We start from the raw sequence: 16,414 nt of genomic DNA, 5'->3' as shown, positions 1-16,414 counted from the left end.
GACGATATGGACGATCAAATGATCCCACCTCGCGGGATGTCAAAAGAGCAGCCGCGGCCTACGCCGGTTATGAAACGCTATCAGCTTTCAACGACTGGATTGGGCGGGGATTATGCCGGGACCCATTCCCGGAACACATCGGTGGGACAGGAAAGCTATAGATGCAGCATTTGACCGGCTCTCCGGGCTCAAGCCCACGGTTGAATCGCAGCGGTCGCCTTATGACGAATGGAAGGCCTTGCAAAATACGGATGCGCCTCGAGCGCATCAACACGTTAAACGAAAAGCTCGCCGATGAAACGGAAAGACGCACTGCTTCGCGCGGTTGGGAGGTCCATGGATCGGATGGCGCAGCACCCGTCCAACTGAAAGTTCTCTTCCAAGGAGCAGGTCGTAAGTGGTTGATTTGTAGGCTTGGCACATGGCGCCTCGAACCTGGGACCCGCTGATGCAGCTCCAGAAGATCGAGCGGCTTGCGCCATCGCTTAAAAATTCTCTTCTCGAAACCTGCGTCCGATTTTCTGGCGCGCGCAAGAAGCTGAGGCATCCTTCGCTTCAGATCCTTGCACATATCGCGCGCGACAGCTGGAATAAACTGCGACAGCAAGTTGGCCGAAGCCCCGGCGATATCCTGCTCAGTTAGATCAGGATGCGCTTCCAAGGCCCTTTCGATCAATTCTTCAAATATCTGTTCAAAAGTCTTCATGATTCAGGCCCCCGCAGGCCGGCATCCTAACCGATTTGCAGCTGATAGTGGGATTATCGGGACCGACGACAACGGTCCTCAATTTCGGCAATTCCCCGAACAGCCGACGACAGGATCACAGAACGACTCGGCTATAAGACGTGTCGCTGATGGCGCTCAAGAGAGTGATATTGTCATGTCCGAAATCCCGTCTCTGCCCCTGCCGACCTCCCTTCCGCGGGACGAGGCTATGCGATCGTGGGGACAAGCAGCCTCATCCTATGAGCCGGATGTTTGGGAGTTCGAATTACCGCGTCCATCCTATCTCGGTCGCATGCCGGAAGCCGAATTGCGAGCCCGTTACGACGGGATTGCCCGGAATCTCCAAACCATTGTCAGTGATGATCGCAACGTCATCCCAATCAATTCATTCCTGAGTTCTTGGTACTGGTATCGCAAGGAACATCAGACTCGCTAATGCACGTGCCGAGGCACAGCACCGCCGGCCCCGCGTCACGATGTCGGAGACTGGAAAAGCCATCACGCGCGCTGGGAATCATAGGCATTCAGCAAATCGAGCCCGAACTCATATTCAATGACGAGCTACAAGGCATGGTCCTCGTCCCCCCTCGACCTCCATTAACCTGCGGCGTAACCGTTCGCCGTCCGGTTTTTTGCGCGCTGCAATGCGCCAGGATCAAAAAGCGGAGCCAGCGCTGTTGGTCGAGCGGATGCGATGAGCCGGTGGATTTGTTCGCCAAATCCGAGAAAGCTTCGAGCGCCTTAGCCGCCTCAGGCGGGACCCACTCTTCAAGGGACTGCCGGGGAGAAGAGAGTTCTACGACGAAGCCGGTCGAAGGCTGCTGGTTTGGCGATCAGGCGTTCGAATTCTTGCAAGAGGCCATTGTATTGCGCGTAAGTAAGCCGGTCGAGCTCTCTTGGAACGATATTTGTAATCGTATACCCGCCTTCGCGGGACCAGAGCGTGAGCCTGGCCGCAGGCAGGCTCTTGTCGCTCTGCCGTTGAAAGACGAGGACATCGTCGCCGCGTGCCATGCGACTAAGGTCCTTCTCGGCGTCTATCCCACGCTCCCATGGCGTTGCTGTAGCGGCAATAAGCGCCTCCCGCAGCTCTGCACGCCTGGTTTCGGGACCAAGGATCGAGAGATCCTGGAAGACTTCGATCGTGTTTGTCGCTCATGTGTTTGGTCTCCGATCGAACTAGCTGATCAGGCTCGTTATGGCCTGCGGCGCGCCAATGAAGGCGTAAGGATTCAGGAACTGGCGGCGCCAAAACAAGTTTCGATCCACTTGTCCAAGCGCGGCTTCGTCACAAACAGCCGACCAGCGATCCTTGATGGTCTTGATTTGATGCACGACAATCGCGACGGCATCGGCCTCGTTGAGAAGAAACGATGGCGCGCCTTTCAGGCAGAGCGCAATCTGACTGTGTCGATCCTGGCCCAATATAAGCATCGCTTGCGTCGCCTCGCCGCCCGTGCGGCTTTGCGGGCAAATATCATAGGCAGGTGTGAGCGTCAGATTCGTGCCGTCCCAGAAGGCTGCGTGATTTCGGGCATGGTCATCCGTGTTGCCGCAGAGCACGTTGAAGACAATGCGCGAAAACAACTCCCGTAGCGTCTCCTTGGGTTCCGTAAAACGGTGGCGGATGGTCGTGGCCAGCTGTTCGTAGCTGGCGTAACGGGCCATCATTTCGTCCAGTTCAAGCAATGTTAGGGCGGATACCATGGCCTTGCGGTACCATCCGTCGGTAGCCTTCGCACGATCGAAGCGCTCGATGAGGAGGATGTCCTTGCCCGCCACGCGTTGAAGGTTCACAGGCGCGACGCGAAGCCCGGCCGCCGCGGCCAAGCGCATTGCGATGAATTCCGCCTTCACCACGCTATAGAGGTCGGTTTGCGAAGAAAACTTCGCGATGAATTTCTTATCGTTGGAGGTAATCGTCGCTTTCGGGCGCGCCCCGCCAATGGAGCTACCGTGGAAGAGAGCCCGGTTGAGCTCGGGCGTCAGCGGCGTTCCTTGTTCGACGAGCGCCGCCGCATTCAAGAGCTCATCGAGAGAGGCGCCCTCGCCTTCACGCGCGACATAGGCGGAGGGCGAGGCTTGAAAATCGAGCGCGCCGATGCGATCCGACCCTGACTCGAGGAGAAAGGTCAGCTCGGCAAGACTGCCCGCGTCAATCTCCTTCTCACGGGCACCGAACTTGCGATTGAGGATCACGCGCCGGCCCCAGGCGTCGGGAGCGGCGTCGCGAATACAATTCGGCATGTTCAGACCCGCAAGAAGCGGAAGGATTCCGCTCCGCAGCGGCAATTCGGGCTGGTAAAGCGCAATGGCGTCCTTGCGCTCGATATAGCTCCGTCCATAGTTGAACAGGAGCTGTTCGCCACGCGCCGACAGAAGTCCTGCAACAACCGGTTTCGTCTGGCCCGGTAGCCAAGTCCAGACATAGGCCTCAGTGAATTTGGGATCAGAAGTCATCCTTGACCTCTTCACCCCGCCGGGCACGAATGGATTTAGGCAAAAGCGTCATGACTTCGCGATTGCTTTCGATCGCCTGAGACATTGTCGCCTGCTCGACGTCGAACAGCCTGACGCCGACAATCGCGGCGACCTCAAAGACAGCGCCAATTGTGGATCGCGGGTCGCCTGCCTCTATGCGCCGCAGCAGCCCGCGCGAGATCCCTGCCCGCTCCGCGACATTGAGCGTGCTCATCTTCCGTTCGATGCGGGCCTTGCGCAGGAGCTGCCCAAGCAGCACCGCAGCATCGGCGGCATAGGCAGAAATGGGATGATGGATCTTAGCCATGGTTCATAAATAGATCGTCTCGCCGCTCGTGGATCATATATAGACCAAAACTGCAAAAGCCAACTGGGTGGTTCATAAAAAGCCCAAATGAGCCCCTTATGGTCCATTAATGGATCATCTAGGTTCCACAGAAAACGGGAAATTATCAAGGAGCTGCCGAGGACCGCCATTCAAGCACAGAGCTTGCCTCGTCCAAGCTTCCCACAGGAGATTTTTCGCATCTAAAGGCGCGACAGATTGCGGCATCGACCTCGCGAACATAGCATGAACGCAAACGATTGAAAAACGGCAGACAAATCCGGCGACTTTGAAATTGAGCCTGAGTTCGAATGGGGACCGAGCCGCATGTAGCTTGTCGAACTCGCCTTCTGGCGCCCTTCAACACTGCCCGACGATGAAATGGAATCCTGCTTTCCAGACCGAAATGGAAGATGGAGCAGCAGCCAAACCAAGGCTGCCGTTCTCAGACTCGGTGCGAAGGGTCTCGACCTCAATCAGAATTGGGCTCTTGTCGAACAGAATTGGTTCTGTCCCGTTTGCCGGCGCAGCAAAGTCGATACTCTTCCGCCTTTCCGGTCGCGGTATTCTGCTCGCCAATTTGGAAGAGCATCACGATCACCTGCGGGACTATTATGGGGCGTCGAGGTCGCACGTTGTTCGGGGACCGCTGGACCGTGGATCTTCCGTCAGGATGTGGAGAAATAGCCGATACCGTCGAACACTTGGTATCCAGCTTCCCTCGCGAGCTCGTCTGTTCGGAATGTAATGCCGCGGACGGCAAGGCAAAGCTCATGATGAAAGGCGCCATTCCGGCGTATTTCAGCTTTTCGCCGGCTGAAATTCGCACGTTTATCGAGCCGGTTGCAAACGCGGACCACCGGATCCTCGAGGGCCGCGTTGAGAAGGCCTGGCACGCCTGCGCGCCCTCGCTAAATGCTCGTATCGCTTTGATCGATCAAACGTTGAACATGATTCATTCTGGCGCGCTCTACGGGGAAAGAGGCACATCGTCCTTTCAAGCTCGCCATCAACGGTCACGATGAACTGCCGCTCCTCGTACTCCGTTCCGTTGCTGGACCAAGGCTTGACGGTGAGCTCTTCTATGATCGTCCTAGTTTCCAACCAGTCTCTTCTTCGATTTCTCGGTTCAGCGCAGCGAACACGTCTCCGCCTTCATCAACCTGACCGCCGACGAGCTCCCAGCAACCGGGAAGAGGCGACGGCTCATTGTGCGCTTCTACACGAAAATCCGTCCCAACGAGTCCGGGATTAGCGCGCGTGCGACAATTTGCTTTTTGGACGCCATGTTTCTAATCTAACGTGTAGTAGAAAAAATGCCGGTATGACGAGTCTCAACGATATTTTAGACCGATTTCGGCCAGGCCCGCCGAGCGGGACAATTAAGCTCGGCGTACTGGGGGCACCGGGCACGGGAAAGTCGACTCGCACGGCGCGTCTGTCCGAGGCTCTTGTCGGACGGTGGCTGCCCGTTTCCTTGTAGCCGCCGACGGCATGATGTCGAGCGTGGCATCGCGGCTCCAGGTCCAATACTCAATGTTTCATCACTCGATCACTTCACGCTCTACAAGTATGTACCAAATAAGGTCCAGAGTGATTGCTACATGCTTGTGGACGAGTGGGGTACCCCGTGTTCCCACCACAGACGGAGACATGATCTACGTCATTCAGCGACCGGCGGCTCTCTTCGACAGTTTCAAGGCTGGTCCCCAACGTTTTCTGCGCGAAGCGGCAACTCGAATAGCAAACTTCGTCACGCTCCCGCTCCAGGCCACGCTCTGTGAGGGCTTCCGAAGGGCGTTGAATCAACAATCGTTCATCCGCGCCGTGTCAGACACCGGAGCGTGTCTCATTGGCGATGCTTGGTCTCACAAGGACCTCACCGCCCAGGGAATTAAGCCTTTCTTGATGCCAATTTGCTGGCAGAGCTCATTATTGCACGTCCGTACATGGACGCCCGCTTCGAGCAGGAGCTCAAGCTCCAGTGGTCTCAGCGCACCGCATTATATGCGGGAGAAGTCGAGCGAGCACATAGGCTTGCTGGATTCCTGCCTGCAACCCCACCGCAGATCGAAGAGTTGCAGACGATCGCCAGAAATCCCGAACCGAGTTCGAAATTTCTCGGGCTCGAAGCCAAGAGCTATTACGAGAAGGACTTCGTCAAAGACCTGACAGCTTGATGCCAACCGCCGCGACGAAGATGTCGCAGCACGTCGTTGAGAAGAAGCATCTTGGCGGAAGGGCCTCTTCCATCCCTGTAATTGGCGCTAGCGCGCAATACGCGGGTGCTCTCCGGGATGGTCGTCGACCCGAAGGTTCATGATAGAGGCCGATGGCGAACACGGATTGGCATCACCAAACTGCACCACGTTCTGGACTGCGACCGATAATTGGAGTGAAAAGTCGAGAGGCTTCGGCGGAGGTGCGCTGGTGATGGGATTGCAGCTTGCATCCACACCTCCAAACGGCTGATTACCCTTCAGATCTCTGAACCAAAGCATCTTCTGAGCGTCCGTCGTACAGGCGCTCGAAAATGTAATGGGGGCCGACGGCAATTGGGCGGTGCTGTGACAACTCAAGCACCCCGAAATCGGATTGTCGACCGGCCCGTTCGCGCGCCCCGCCCATCCCAAATGGGAGGCTGCGTAAGCAGGCGCCTGGTCCGAGATCGTGGTTTCGGTCAGCTTCTTGCCTGCTTGCTGGTCAGCGGGTGTGAAGCCGAAGTCATTTCCCCATGAAAGGCCTACCGGCCGGAGCCTCCGCCACGGGGAGGTATCAGTTGCATTGCTGTCAAAAGCAAAAGTCCCGAAGACCCACCCGGTTGGCGAACGACTATCCACCGCGGCGACGTCCATCTGCATGAGGCGCACGGTTTGGGGGCCGGCAGCTGTCCGGATCGTCCACTGCGGAGCACCCGACAAGACGTCAGAATCCTGAAAGTCATTCGCAGTAACGTCGCTGAACAAGATCTTGAAGGTCATTGCTCCTTGGGGGAATTGAGCTTTTGCTAGATCGGGCGAAGCGCCGCCCAAGACCTGTCCGATCGTGACGGCACCCGCTGCATTGTAGAAGCCGACCGCATAATTGTGAATGGTCACTCCTGGCTTGAGACCGAGCTCCGGTCCGGTCACAGAACGTTCTGAGGTCAAGCCGCGCATCGGCTCTCGTGCACGCGGTCCAAAATTCATCAGCGGCATGTGAAACCAGGGCCGAACGTTGTTAGCTTCCGGCTTGAAGTCGGCATCGATCATGCCATCAAATGCATAGTCTCGCAGGGCATAGAGGTAAGCATCGGCGCCCGTCACTCCGTCCTTGAAGTCGATATTCGACCACGGTGCGTCGTTCGCCGGGACAGCCGTAGGGTACGATTGGGACAGTTTGAACCACGGACCAGCGCTCGGTACCATCGCTGATGGCGTGACGAAGTCTGGAAAGGCCCCGGTGCATTGCGCAATGAAAGGTGCCGGCTCAGGAGCCGGAACGCCCTTCCCTGTCACCGAGAGGCAAGTCGATCCGGGAGCACAACCGCTAGCGGCATGTCCATGTGTTGGAGCAAGGCATGTGATCGTGGTCGCAAAAAGGACGTTGCGAAATATACGACTTCCTAAATGTTGAATAACGCGCATGAGCCTCTTTCCTCTATGACGCACCACTTCATTCCGATACAATTACAGCGCGAATTCGCCATTGCAAGCCCGAATTGATTCCCAGTAAGTTTTCGCTCAGAGCTTGGAAGTAGGCCCTGACCTTTAAAGAGAGGATGATGATCGTGTTCTGTACGAAACGTACGGCGCTTCTCCTTTTTCTCTTTGCAGCAAGCGCGCAGGCGCAGACTGCAACGTCATCTGCTTATTTGACGGTAGATGGACAAGTGACGACTCCACTGTCCTTCTCTGAACCCGACTTTCAGGCACTTCCTCACACATCGATCACCGTCACAGATTCGGCCGGGAAAAGTACGACCTATTCAGGAGTTGACCTGGCTGTCCTTTTGAACAAAGCGGGGGTGCCGCTCAAGCAAGACCTGAAAGGTGCCGACGTCGCAAAATATCTCCACGTTCAAGGCGCTGATGGTTTCGTCGCGATTATTTCTCTGCCCGAGTTTGATAACGGCACGTTCCTGGTGGCAGATGCGCAAGATGGCTCCCCATTGCCGAGCGGGACCGGTCCTCTCCAGGTCATTTCACCTCAAGAAGGTCGTCGTAGCCGCTGGGTCAAACAACTGAACTTGCTGCAGATCATCAAATCTTCACCGCAATAGCCGCACCAGAGCGAGGACTAGTCACTGGCGTCCAATCCGAGCGGCCTCACTCTCTGCGCATGAGCCAGACGAACACGGTCGAATAAAGCGGGTCGCCCCGAATACAAACCTTGCTAAGAGACAGTACGTCTAGCCGGTGTTCGTCGGCGGCGCGCCTGATAGATACTTCGTTGATATATGAGTTATCATGCCCTTCCGCGTCGATAAAACGCGCGCTCCTGACCCAGTCGGCACCGATCATGTAGCCGTCCTCAGCGAGTTGAGCCGCGGCGTTTCCAAGAGCCCATGCGTAGCGTTCTGGGCTTTTGCAAAGCCCAAACAGACCAATTGCCGTAATCAAGTCGTGCTGCGGGCCGGGTACGTCACGAAAGGGCGTGCTGAGCACATCATGGATGATGAACTTGTCGATCTTCTCCCGCACGCACGCCAAGTGATGGTGGTCACGCCCGAACCTTGCTAGCACTTGCTGGTAGCAGGGAGGGATGTCGTCCGATAGAATGAAATCGTGAAGCACCTTGAGTGCTTCGGCGCTTTTGTCGCAGCAATCGATGCTCGTTCGGACATTTGCGGGAATAGACCAGAACAAGGTCGTTGGACCGCAACCAAGATCAAGCCAGCACTCGACCTCTTCTACGCCCGCGATGAGCTCGAGAATTTCGTCGGTCCCCTGCCCGTCCCGGAAGGATTCATTGAAATACAGGGATCGGTACTGCGAGAAGTAATCAACATGCTCTTGATCAAGCCTGGTGTGTGACAGCGCGTCCCTCCAGGGAGCGCTGGAGGACTTCACCCGGCTTTCGTCCTCACCCAACCACCCGCCAACATATTGAGTTCGGCTTCGCATCACGTAGCTTCCGCCACGATGAGCAGGCGGGCAGAGTTTTCGCTGACGGGCACCCGCCTGTAATTGCCATATGCTTCAACCATCCGAAACCCAGCGGCTTGCAGCAGGGCGGATATCTGGCAAAGCGAGTAGATCCTTAACTCGACCGTCGAGACAAACTCTTCGGTCAACGCGCCATTTACGAGAGTGTAGAAGAACGTTAGCTCAAGCAGCTGATTTGAACGGAGGCGTTGGGATCGCGATCGCCTGAGGAGGCTACCATCGTCCAGGCCTCTTTCCCACTCTGCGATGAGTTCGTTGTCACCGAGTCCGGCCGCGAAGTATTCAGGCCCATCCTCAGTAGGTTCGCTCGACCGGGCGAACGTCGCGAGATCTAGAACCAGGCACCCTCGCTTCGACATGTGACGCTTGAATGATGATAAGGCGTCCAGTGCCTCGGTCTCGCTGCCGAGAAGCTGAAAACACTCGCGCGGACACACGATGAGGTCGAACATGGCGGAAAGCTTGAGAAACCGCATGTCCTCAAGAACAGTCTTTACGTTCTCGATTCCGCCGCGTGCCGCCAAACGCCTTTGCAGCTGCAGAAGCATTTTCGGGTCACGGTCGACCGCAGTGATGCGCTCGACGCGGCGCGAAAGTGGGAGCGTCAATCTGCCGCAAGCGCACGGCACCTCGAGGACATTTCCCCCCCGCATTTGCCCCACAGAGGCGATGAACTCGACTTCATCCGGGAACGAGCCAAATTCACAATCATAGAATGCACTTCTCTCCCTATAGCCGATTGGAAGGGGGTGATTTCCGCCTATTGGACCCGAGCCAGCTTTACCCAAAGCACCAATGTTAGAGCTCATTGCTCGTCTCACCCAAGCGACTGACGAGATCGGCGGCCGTGATATCGGCTGAAGATAGGTTAGCGAGGTTCTGCCATTCAGCGGCGAGGTTGGCTCTATCGAACAACAGACGCTCTGAGAAGTGATTGCATTTGCAACCAGACGTGTAATTGTAGTTGGCATTGACTATCAAAGGCGAATGGATGGCACCAAACAGATTGTCACCTACACTCAATCCTTCTAGCACGCCCAGGCTTGCCAGATCGTCCAAGTCGACACCGGTGCCTGGGCTGGCAAAGAATCCGTCACCAGCTCTGAACTTCGCGATCGGCTGATGGAGGAAACGAAACGAGCACTCCTTTCTTGCAAGCAGCTTGTCCACATCGTGCGAAGCTACGGCCTCACTTTCGCAGGACCACGACTTTTGTCCGCCTATTCTTCCCCGTCTAGCCCGTCCCGTCCTTATGACAGGCTCGAAGTAGCTCCGAAGGCCTTCGTGAGCGACAAACGTGGCTAACGCAGGAACATCTCGAGCGGAAGCATCGCTGACGGGAAACTCTATACCGAAACGGCTGCGATGGTTCCCTTTGAACACCGCCATCAGGTCCAGCAGGCTCGTTGGCAGCTCCAGCGCGTGATCAGTAAGCACGACCTCACGATAGTCGTATTCTCCGGTTCTCGGATTGCGCCAGCTTGAATTATTGGGGCTCGATGTGCTCCAAATGGAATGATAGATCTGCAAGACATCCTTGTATTCCTCGATCTGCGCGATGAACGCGCGCACAGTCGGCTTGCTGTCGCCGGCAGCAGAGAAGCGCTCAATATTGCGAGCAATCTGTTCACGGATGTGAGAGCTCGAAAAACGGCCGTATGTTCGCCAATGACCGGCAGCCGCTTCCTCGCTTGAAAATATCAATCCTGCAGTGAAGATGAGCCATTGCATGCCGGATGCTGCGACGAGCTCCAGCAGATCGAAGAACCGTGGGAACACAGTTACTTCACCGTCCCCCGATGTCTGTATCACCTTGGCTCCCAGTGCGCGAGCTTGGGAGATGGTGCCGGCTGCTCCATCGAAATAGGAGGTTATCTGCTCTTCCATATACGGGTGCTTGTCGATCGGAACGGCGGACGCATAGCAGCCCGAACACGCCAAATTGCACTGCTTCGGACAAAAAAGATGCAGAGAATCTATGCAGTTCGTCAACGCGCTTCGCACGCGGCTCATCAGTTCCTCTCTGGTCGCGCGCCGGATGCTATCGAGGTGGGACGAGTAGGCCGAATCCGCCGTAAACCAGCCGGGCATATCCAGATTCACGGACCCGCACTGACCGTCTGGCAATCGCCGCTCGCCGGCAAACCTTTCAATTGAGGTCGCATAGAACGGTATCCGATAGGCCTTGGATATCGCAAAGTCGAGCGTCATCGCGTTCTTAGCCATCTCGATTGAATGCGAGGTCTTCGGAAGGTGCCCAGGCAAGACGTTCGTGCACCCGAATTCGCTCTGTTTGGAGAGGAAGTAGCGCAGGACCTCCGGATGGATCCTTGAAGGGCTCGTCTCAAATTGCGAGAACATACCGAACTCCACATCGTTTAGGCGATTGGCATTCGCGTTTCTAAGGCATCATGCCGAATGAGCTCTGGATGAACGAGCTCGCCGGCCTTGGCTATCATGCATCGTTCGATCATTCTTGACCGACCGCCGCGCAAGCAGACATCGGCCAACTTGCGGACATATCTGATCACACGCTCGGATGTCGCTTTAGATGCTGTTACCGGTACCGATGCAGGCAGATGATCGATCTTGATGTGCAAGACGCTGTTTATGAGCCGCGCTGGCGCGCGATGGCTTGTTGTGCTCTTAAAGGACGGCAAGTATCCCTTCCCGTAGCCGCAAGTGACGTCCACGATCACCGACCCAGGTTTCATGGTGGACACCATGCGTTCGTCCACCATCGCGGGCGTATCGAAGGTGGAAATCAGGATTGCGCCGATCAGTACGTCAGCCTTCTTGACTTCCTCACGCAGGACACCTCGGCGATTGAGCAGACATCTCACGCGCCTACCGAACTCCTGCTCAATTTGCGCTATCTTGGTGGCGTTGCGCACGAAGATTGTCACCTGAGCGCCCAATGCGATCGCCGTTTGCGCCGCTGCGCGCCCGACATTTCCAGCGCCTATAATGACCACCCGAGGAAAAGGCCCGTTCGGCGCTGCGCCCATCAGCAATCCTCGGCCGCCGAGATGAGACTGTAAATGGTACGCGGCATAGATCACGGCCATCCGACCGGCAATATCGGAATCCGACACCGAAGCCGGATAGGCGCCCGCGCGCGAAATAAATTCGAAAGCGTACGCGGTGAGCTGCGAGGTCTTTAGTGCCTTCATCAGCGCAGGGTTTCCCTCTGCGTGCATGAATGCGGCCAGATGGGACCCTTTGCGGAAGAATCTATATTCTTCGAGTAGAGGGGCCTTATACTTGAGGACGAGATTAGCTTGCCATGCCTCGAGCGATGTTACGATGCGCGCCCCAGCCTCCGCGTAGGCTTCGTCGGATATTCCAAGCGATGCCGCAGCCTTGGCCTCGACCATAACATCGTATCTATCCTGGACCAAAGTTTTGATTTCGTGTGGCAGCAGGAGCACCCGCCTCTCGCTCGTTCCTCGCTCCTTCAGGAGCCCAATTGACTGCCTAGCCATCGCCGGTCTCAGCCGACGGGAGATGGGCTGCAATCCGCGCGCCGTTTGACCTATTGGCCTGCTTCAGGAAATCTGACGCACCGCACAACAATGGATCACCGGTGTAGATCTCGGACATAACCGGGCATCTGCCAGCGCAAGCGTGTTTGGCGCTCCCAATGTCGCAGCTGGCGCAACCCTTGAAGTCGTTGAAGGATACAGCCCTGATGTCCTTGAAGGATGTGTCCCAGAGTTCGGCAAAGCTCGCTTCTCGCAAGGTCCCTGCAGAGTATTTCTTGGCGGACATGCAGACCGAGCACGGGTAAACCTCGCCGTCCGATGCAATATACGCGAGCGAGATGCCACAAAACTCCCGCTGTATGGCGTGCGAAAGCCTATACGAGAAGGACAGAAACTTTTGAACGCAAAGGCCAATCCTCTGCATCTTTTCGATCCGATCGAGGTAGTTTCTAAAGTAGAGAGGCGAGGCACTTTGTGCGACATTGCCATCTGGTGTCAGATGGGGAAACCGCTTTCCTCGCCCGACAGGGCTAAAAGGCGTCACTCCGAAAAACAGATCCTGCTGCGAAGTGAACTCGAAAATCTCCTCCAGTTCAGCGAGATTGGAATTCGTCAAAGTCGTCATTACGGCTGAGCGGATCCCGTTCTTCTTGAGTAGTTTCAGCTTTTCGATCGTTTCCTCATAAGTTGACAGATGCCGCATCTTCTTGTGCGATTCGGTCCCGTCCAGGCTCACGCTGACAACGCACTCCTCACGTGGAATTTCATCAATGACCGATTGAGAGAGGTAGGTGCCGTTGGTAGCAATCGAAATGACGAAGCCGAGATCGTGAGCATATTTGACGATGGACATGAAATCGGGATGAGCAAAAGGCTCACCTCCGCAGAACACGATCGAGAAGACGCCCTTCGCCTTCAGCTGATTAAGTATCGCATAGATTTCGGAAGTGCTCAGCTCGTTTGTTCTTTTCGGACCGGCTTCCACGTAGCAGTGCAGACACGGAAGATTGCAGTACCGCGTGATTTCGAACCACACGATCAGCGGAGCTGACAGACGGAAGCTGTCGCCAATCGGGACCGTATCTAATCTAAAGGGTTCGAACTCTTGCTGCTCCGCCTCTGCGTTGATCAGAGGGGCAGCCTCTTTTGAATAGAAACCAATATCGCCAGTGTCCGCAAACGCGAGTGTGTAGCCGAATTCCTCGATGCGCGACCGCGTTCGTTTGCGCATGAATTTCACTCGCGCTTGCGGAGCTGACAGGGCTGTAAAGCCGTTTTAAATGGCGTTTCCAACGAGGAACGTCGCCGGGGAGATCTTCCCGGTGTCCACGTGCGCCTCGAACTCTGCGCTAGCTGTCAGCTTCCTGCTGCCGGTCGCTTTCGCGAATTCCTCCAATTGCTTCTTTTGCTCAGGTGTGAGTTCAAGAGCCAATGTTTGCGGGGCTGGGCTTTTGGACATCGAAGCTCTCCTTTTGCGCTGCGGGAATTACGTTTCACAAAACCGTCACTACTCTTGATTGTACCTTGTCCACATGATGACTTTACGAAGATCAATGCGATAGTTGTCTTTTAGGAAATTCACAGGATAAAGTTGCGACGCTGGTTATGGCTTGCAACCCCGCCACCGTTTCAGCGAGTCTGCCCTGATGATCCAAGCCCGCCGGTCCCACGGCACTCACCTGCTGATCGATCTGTGGGGAGCACGTCATTTGGAAGACGCCGATCGCATCAGAGAAACGATGATCAACGCTGCGTTGCGGGCTGGAGCAAAACTGCTGCATGTGCATCTGCACAAATTCGAGCCCCACGGGGGTGTCACTGGTGTCGCGCTGCTAGCCGAAAGCCACATCAGTATTCATACCTGGCCAGAAAGCAGTTACGCAGCGCTAGATGTGTTTATGTGCGGCAGCGCCGAGCCCGAGCGAACAATACCGATCATCAAAGCCACGTTCACTCCGCGACAAACGATTGTTCTACAGGCAATCCGAGGCACTGACGGTGGCGGCTCATCGATGATTGAGACTGCAAGCTTTGCACATTGCGACGGTCTGAGAACCGGGCCAACGACCGCGCAGGCCCGAGGTTGAGCACCGCGCGGCCTCCGGGCCGGGCTGGTGGCAGTAGCGGCTTGCGCCCTTGTCGATCGACCGGATCGCCTCCCAAGGGCCAAGCAACACTTCGATCTGACCTGCCTAGAGCGCCATTTTTTCTAGCCTGCCAGGCGTGACAAACGCCGAATGGCCCGTTCGATTTCGGTGCGATCGTGTCGCCGGCGCCTGAACTCATGCCTCGCCCAGCGCTGCTCAGTCTGATAAGCGGTCATAGTTCGGCACGGATAGCGACCGCAGCACCCGCATGGCGCAGCACCTCCCAGACGGATCACGCTCACGGGGCAGCATCCAGGCGTAAGATGGCTTCGCATCTTGCTCGGACGCTTTGATGCTTGGTGTGCATGTGCATCGAGTAGATTTCCTCAAGCCCCAGGAAGACATCATCAACCGCTCCGGAGCCGCGTGCATTTTCAAGATCCTTTTCGACCCCCGCCAAAATCTTCAACTCTTTGGCGCAAGCTCTGTCTGCCTTCTGTTTTGTTACCGCTTTCACCGTCGTTTTCTCCGTCGATCTTTCTGGGATCGAGATAGTCGTCCGGAGCCAGAAATAAGCAACGACAGGCGCTCCCTCGCACCTTTAGGCTTGCGCCACTGGACATACGCGCGAGGACTCCGGACTTTGGGGAAAAACGATTACGCCTGCCGTACGAGGTTTTCTGGACCTCATCCGACAATAGGAAATGCGATTCGGCCATGTCAACGTTTAAGTTGTATTGTTTTGTATAACACGTATTGAGTCAGTAATTATATCGACACACAAAGGTGCACCGTGTTTGAATCGCGCAATGAAGCGCAGAATCAAACCGAACTCGCAGATGTTGACGGAAAGCGAAGCTGCTCAACTGCTGCGTTGCTCGACGAGCCACGTGAGACATCTGCGGCTCACTCGTCAGCTCGGGTGTTATCCAGGCCTCGGCCTCTCACAAGCCGATCTGGAAATATACGTCGCGGCAGAAGATCATCAGAGTTCGAATGCCCGGAACAGCCAACGGGTGCGCCGTCGTACCCGCTGACACGCGGCCGCGCGTGCTGCAGACGCGTGGCGCACTGCAGCCATTGTCCGAGCCAAGCCGCCTACCCCTAGCTCAAAAGGCAGGCAGCAGGAGCGGTTCGAGCGGATAACGGCCGTTCGACGACCTTTTTGCGCACGACACAGCCTCGATGTGCCGAAATCCCGCGATGCCTATCAGATAGTCTGCTGAACAACACGGGGCTCACCACCAATCAAGGTCGCGCCAAGCGCAATGACAAAGTTGCGCCTGCCTAGATTAGCATTTCGCATCGGCTGCGCTGGGCTGGCGTTGCTCGCCGGTACTGCCGTGACAGACGCCTCTAGCTGCAATCGGCGGGATGCGCTCGGCACGGCGCGGGTGCTCGCTGTCGATGCCGCACTCTTCCCGCGGGTGGGGCTGAAGAACTTTCCCGAGACGCTTCCTCTGGCGGACCATGAAGTCGTCCTCACCTTCGATGACGGACCGCGGACGCCCAACACGGACAAGGTGCTGGCTGCGCTCGCACAGGAATGCGCGCGAGCCACGTTCTTTCTGGTCGGCCGATCCTCGGCGGAATTTCCCGAGCTCGTGCGGCGTATGGCCGCCCAGGGCCACACCGTAGCGCACCACAGCTGGTCGCATCCGATGATGTCGAAAATCTCGTTCGAGCAGGCGAAAGAGGACATCGAGCGCGGTATCACCGCCGTCGAAATGGCGCTCGACGGTGTGTCCACCAAAATGCCCTCGACACCGTTCTTCCGGTTCCCCTACTTCGACGCGACACCTGCGACGCTCGATCTCTTGCTGGCGCGCGGAATTGTCGTGTTCGGCGCTGACCTTTGGGCGAGCGATTGGGAGAACATAACTCCAGAGCAGGAGCTCACAATCCTGATCGAGCGGCTCGAGGCCGCTCGTAAGGGCATCATTCTGCTGCATGATGCGCAGACGCGGACGGCGGCCATGCTGCCTGGGTTCCTGCGCTACCTGCATCAGAACGGGTATCGGATCGTGCATCTGGTGCCGGCTGCCGCCAAGAGCGCTGAAGCCCCATTGACGTCTTGGCACCACGCCTTCCCGCAGTGAAGGCGCGCGAGAAGTGTCGGAGATCACCTCCTGGGTTCAGAGACGGCTACGGGCGACCTCGTG

General features: G+C 56.6%; 17 protein-coding genes and 2 pseudogenes. 6 read left to right on the top strand and 13 right to left on the bottom strand.

Annotated elements, in window-relative coordinates; all coding sequences use genetic code 11:
* Positions 1 to 67 precede the first annotated feature (67 nt).
* The 4 genes from WN72_RS10950 to WN72_RS10935 all read right to left on the bottom strand — a co-directional run bounded on the left by WN72_RS10950 (position 68) and on the right by WN72_RS10935 (position 3,515).
* The gene (locus WN72_RS10950) at positions 68 to 706 is read right to left on the bottom strand and encodes a hypothetical protein (protein WP_167380967.1); all 639 of its coding nucleotides are present in this window, start codon (positions 704 to 706) and stop codon (positions 68 to 70) included.
* A 789-nt stretch (positions 707 to 1,495) separates the two neighbouring features.
* Entirely contained in the window at positions 1,496 to 1,741 is a 246-nt protein-coding gene (locus WN72_RS10945) for a hypothetical protein (protein ID WP_143130672.1), read from the bottom strand.
* 165 nt (positions 1,742 to 1,906) lie between these two features.
* The gene (locus WN72_RS10940; protein WP_092217510.1) at positions 1,907 to 3,187 is read right to left on the bottom strand and encodes a type II toxin-antitoxin system HipA family toxin; all 1,281 of its coding nucleotides are present in this window, start codon (positions 3,185 to 3,187) and stop codon (positions 1,907 to 1,909) included.
* Positions 3,177 to 3,515, bottom strand: coding sequence for a helix-turn-helix transcriptional regulator (locus WN72_RS10935; RefSeq protein ID WP_027562245.1), 339 nt, complete (start codon positions 3,513 to 3,515; stop codon positions 3,177 to 3,179). The genes WN72_RS10940 and WN72_RS10935 overlap by 11 nt, the downstream gene beginning before the upstream one ends.
* Before the next feature lie 674 nt (positions 3,516 to 4,189).
* Between WN72_RS10935 and WN72_RS10930 the strand changes: the two genes are divergently transcribed.
* Positions 4,190 to 4,558, top strand: a complete 369-nt coding sequence (locus WN72_RS10930) for a hypothetical protein (RefSeq protein WP_143130671.1) — start codon at positions 4,190 to 4,192, stop codon at positions 4,556 to 4,558.
* Positions 4,559 to 4,615: 57 nt separating this feature from the next.
* Here WN72_RS10930 and WN72_RS47825 read toward each other — a convergent pair.
* A pseudogene (locus tag WN72_RS47825) lies at positions 4,616 to 4,687 on the bottom strand (hypothetical protein); the annotation flags it as partial.
* 340 nt (positions 4,688 to 5,027) lie between these two features.
* Here WN72_RS47825 and WN72_RS47820 point away from each other — a divergent pair.
* Together WN72_RS47820 and WN72_RS46865 are read left to right on the top strand one after the other, a co-directional pair.
* Positions 5,028 to 5,336: pseudogene (locus WN72_RS47820) on the top strand (hypothetical protein); the annotation flags it as partial.
* Between the two features lie 113 nt (positions 5,337 to 5,449).
* Positions 5,450 to 5,713, top strand: a complete 264-nt coding sequence (locus WN72_RS46865) for a hypothetical protein (protein ID WP_244553831.1) — start codon at positions 5,450 to 5,452, stop codon at positions 5,711 to 5,713.
* Between the two features lie 87 nt (positions 5,714 to 5,800).
* On the opposite strand, the gene WN72_RS10915 is transcribed toward WN72_RS46865, so the two are convergent.
* Complete coding sequence (locus WN72_RS10915; protein ID WP_143130669.1) at positions 5,801 to 6,838, bottom strand: hypothetical protein; 1,038 nt, start codon at positions 6,836 to 6,838, stop codon at positions 5,801 to 5,803.
* A 458-nt stretch (positions 6,839 to 7,296) separates the two neighbouring features.
* Here WN72_RS10915 and WN72_RS10910 point away from each other — a divergent pair, with 458 nt between their 5' ends.
* Positions 7,297 to 7,794, top strand: coding sequence for a molybdopterin-dependent oxidoreductase (locus WN72_RS10910; RefSeq protein WP_167380966.1), 498 nt, complete (start codon positions 7,297 to 7,299; stop codon positions 7,792 to 7,794).
* Positions 7,795 to 7,840: 46 nt separating this feature from the next.
* Here WN72_RS10910 and WN72_RS10905 read toward each other — a convergent pair whose 3' ends face one another.
* From WN72_RS10905 to WN72_RS10880, 6 genes are read right to left on the bottom strand one after another with little or no spacing between them, the layout of a single operon-like run.
* Entirely contained in the window at positions 7,841 to 8,605 is a 765-nt protein-coding gene (locus tag WN72_RS10905; RefSeq protein WP_143130668.1) for a class I SAM-dependent methyltransferase, read from the bottom strand.
* 32 nt (positions 8,606 to 8,637) lie between these two features.
* A complete protein-coding gene (locus tag WN72_RS10900; protein ID WP_167380965.1) occupies positions 8,638 to 9,489 on the bottom strand; it encodes a class I SAM-dependent methyltransferase in 852 nt (283 codons plus the stop codon).
* Positions 9,479 to 11,041, bottom strand: coding sequence for a radical SAM protein (locus WN72_RS10895; protein ID WP_167380964.1), 1,563 nt, complete (start codon positions 11,039 to 11,041; stop codon positions 9,479 to 9,481). The genes WN72_RS10900 and WN72_RS10895 overlap by 11 nt, the downstream gene beginning before the upstream one ends.
* A 17-nt stretch (positions 11,042 to 11,058) precedes the next feature.
* Entirely contained in the window at positions 11,059 to 12,165 is a 1,107-nt protein-coding gene (locus WN72_RS10890; protein WP_092217504.1) for an NAD(P)-dependent oxidoreductase, read from the bottom strand.
* Positions 12,158 to 13,396 (bottom strand): radical SAM/SPASM domain-containing protein, encoded by a 1,239-nt coding sequence (locus WN72_RS10885; RefSeq protein ID WP_092217503.1) that lies wholly within the window; start codon positions 13,394 to 13,396, stop codon positions 12,158 to 12,160. Before WN72_RS10885 ends, WN72_RS10890 begins: the two co-directional genes overlap by 8 nt.
* A 45-nt stretch (positions 13,397 to 13,441) precedes the next feature.
* Positions 13,442 to 13,624: a hypothetical protein gene (locus WN72_RS10880; RefSeq protein ID WP_092217502.1), complete on the bottom strand. Its 183-nt coding sequence runs from the start codon at positions 13,622 to 13,624 to the stop codon at positions 13,442 to 13,444.
* Positions 13,625 to 13,811: 187 nt separating this feature from the next.
* On the opposite strand from WN72_RS10880, the gene speD reads away from it, so the two are divergent.
* Entirely contained in the window at positions 13,812 to 14,252 is a 441-nt protein-coding gene (gene speD / locus WN72_RS10875; RefSeq protein WP_092217501.1) for an adenosylmethionine decarboxylase, read from the top strand.
* A gap of 298 nt (positions 14,253 to 14,550) precedes the next feature.
* On the opposite strand, the gene WN72_RS10870 is transcribed toward speD, so the two are convergent.
* On the bottom strand, positions 14,551 to 14,769 hold the full coding sequence (locus WN72_RS10870; RefSeq protein ID WP_092217500.1) for a hypothetical protein: 219 nt from the start codon (positions 14,767 to 14,769) through the stop codon (positions 14,551 to 14,553).
* A 751-nt stretch (positions 14,770 to 15,520) separates the two neighbouring features.
* On the opposite strand from WN72_RS10870, the gene WN72_RS10865 reads away from it, so the two are divergent.
* Complete coding sequence (locus tag WN72_RS10865) at positions 15,521 to 16,351, top strand: polysaccharide deacetylase family protein (RefSeq protein WP_092217499.1); 831 nt, start codon at positions 15,521 to 15,523, stop codon at positions 16,349 to 16,351.
* The last annotated feature ends 63 nt before the right edge of the window (positions 16,352 to 16,414 follow it).

Origin of the sequence: Bradyrhizobium arachidis (assembly GCF_015291705.1) — a bacterium.
Taxonomy (GTDB): domain Bacteria; phylum Pseudomonadota; class Alphaproteobacteria; order Rhizobiales; family Xanthobacteraceae; genus Bradyrhizobium; species Bradyrhizobium arachidis.
The sequence above is the reverse complement of the archived record's forward strand: the minus strand, read 5'-3'. Positions and strand labels throughout refer to the sequence as shown.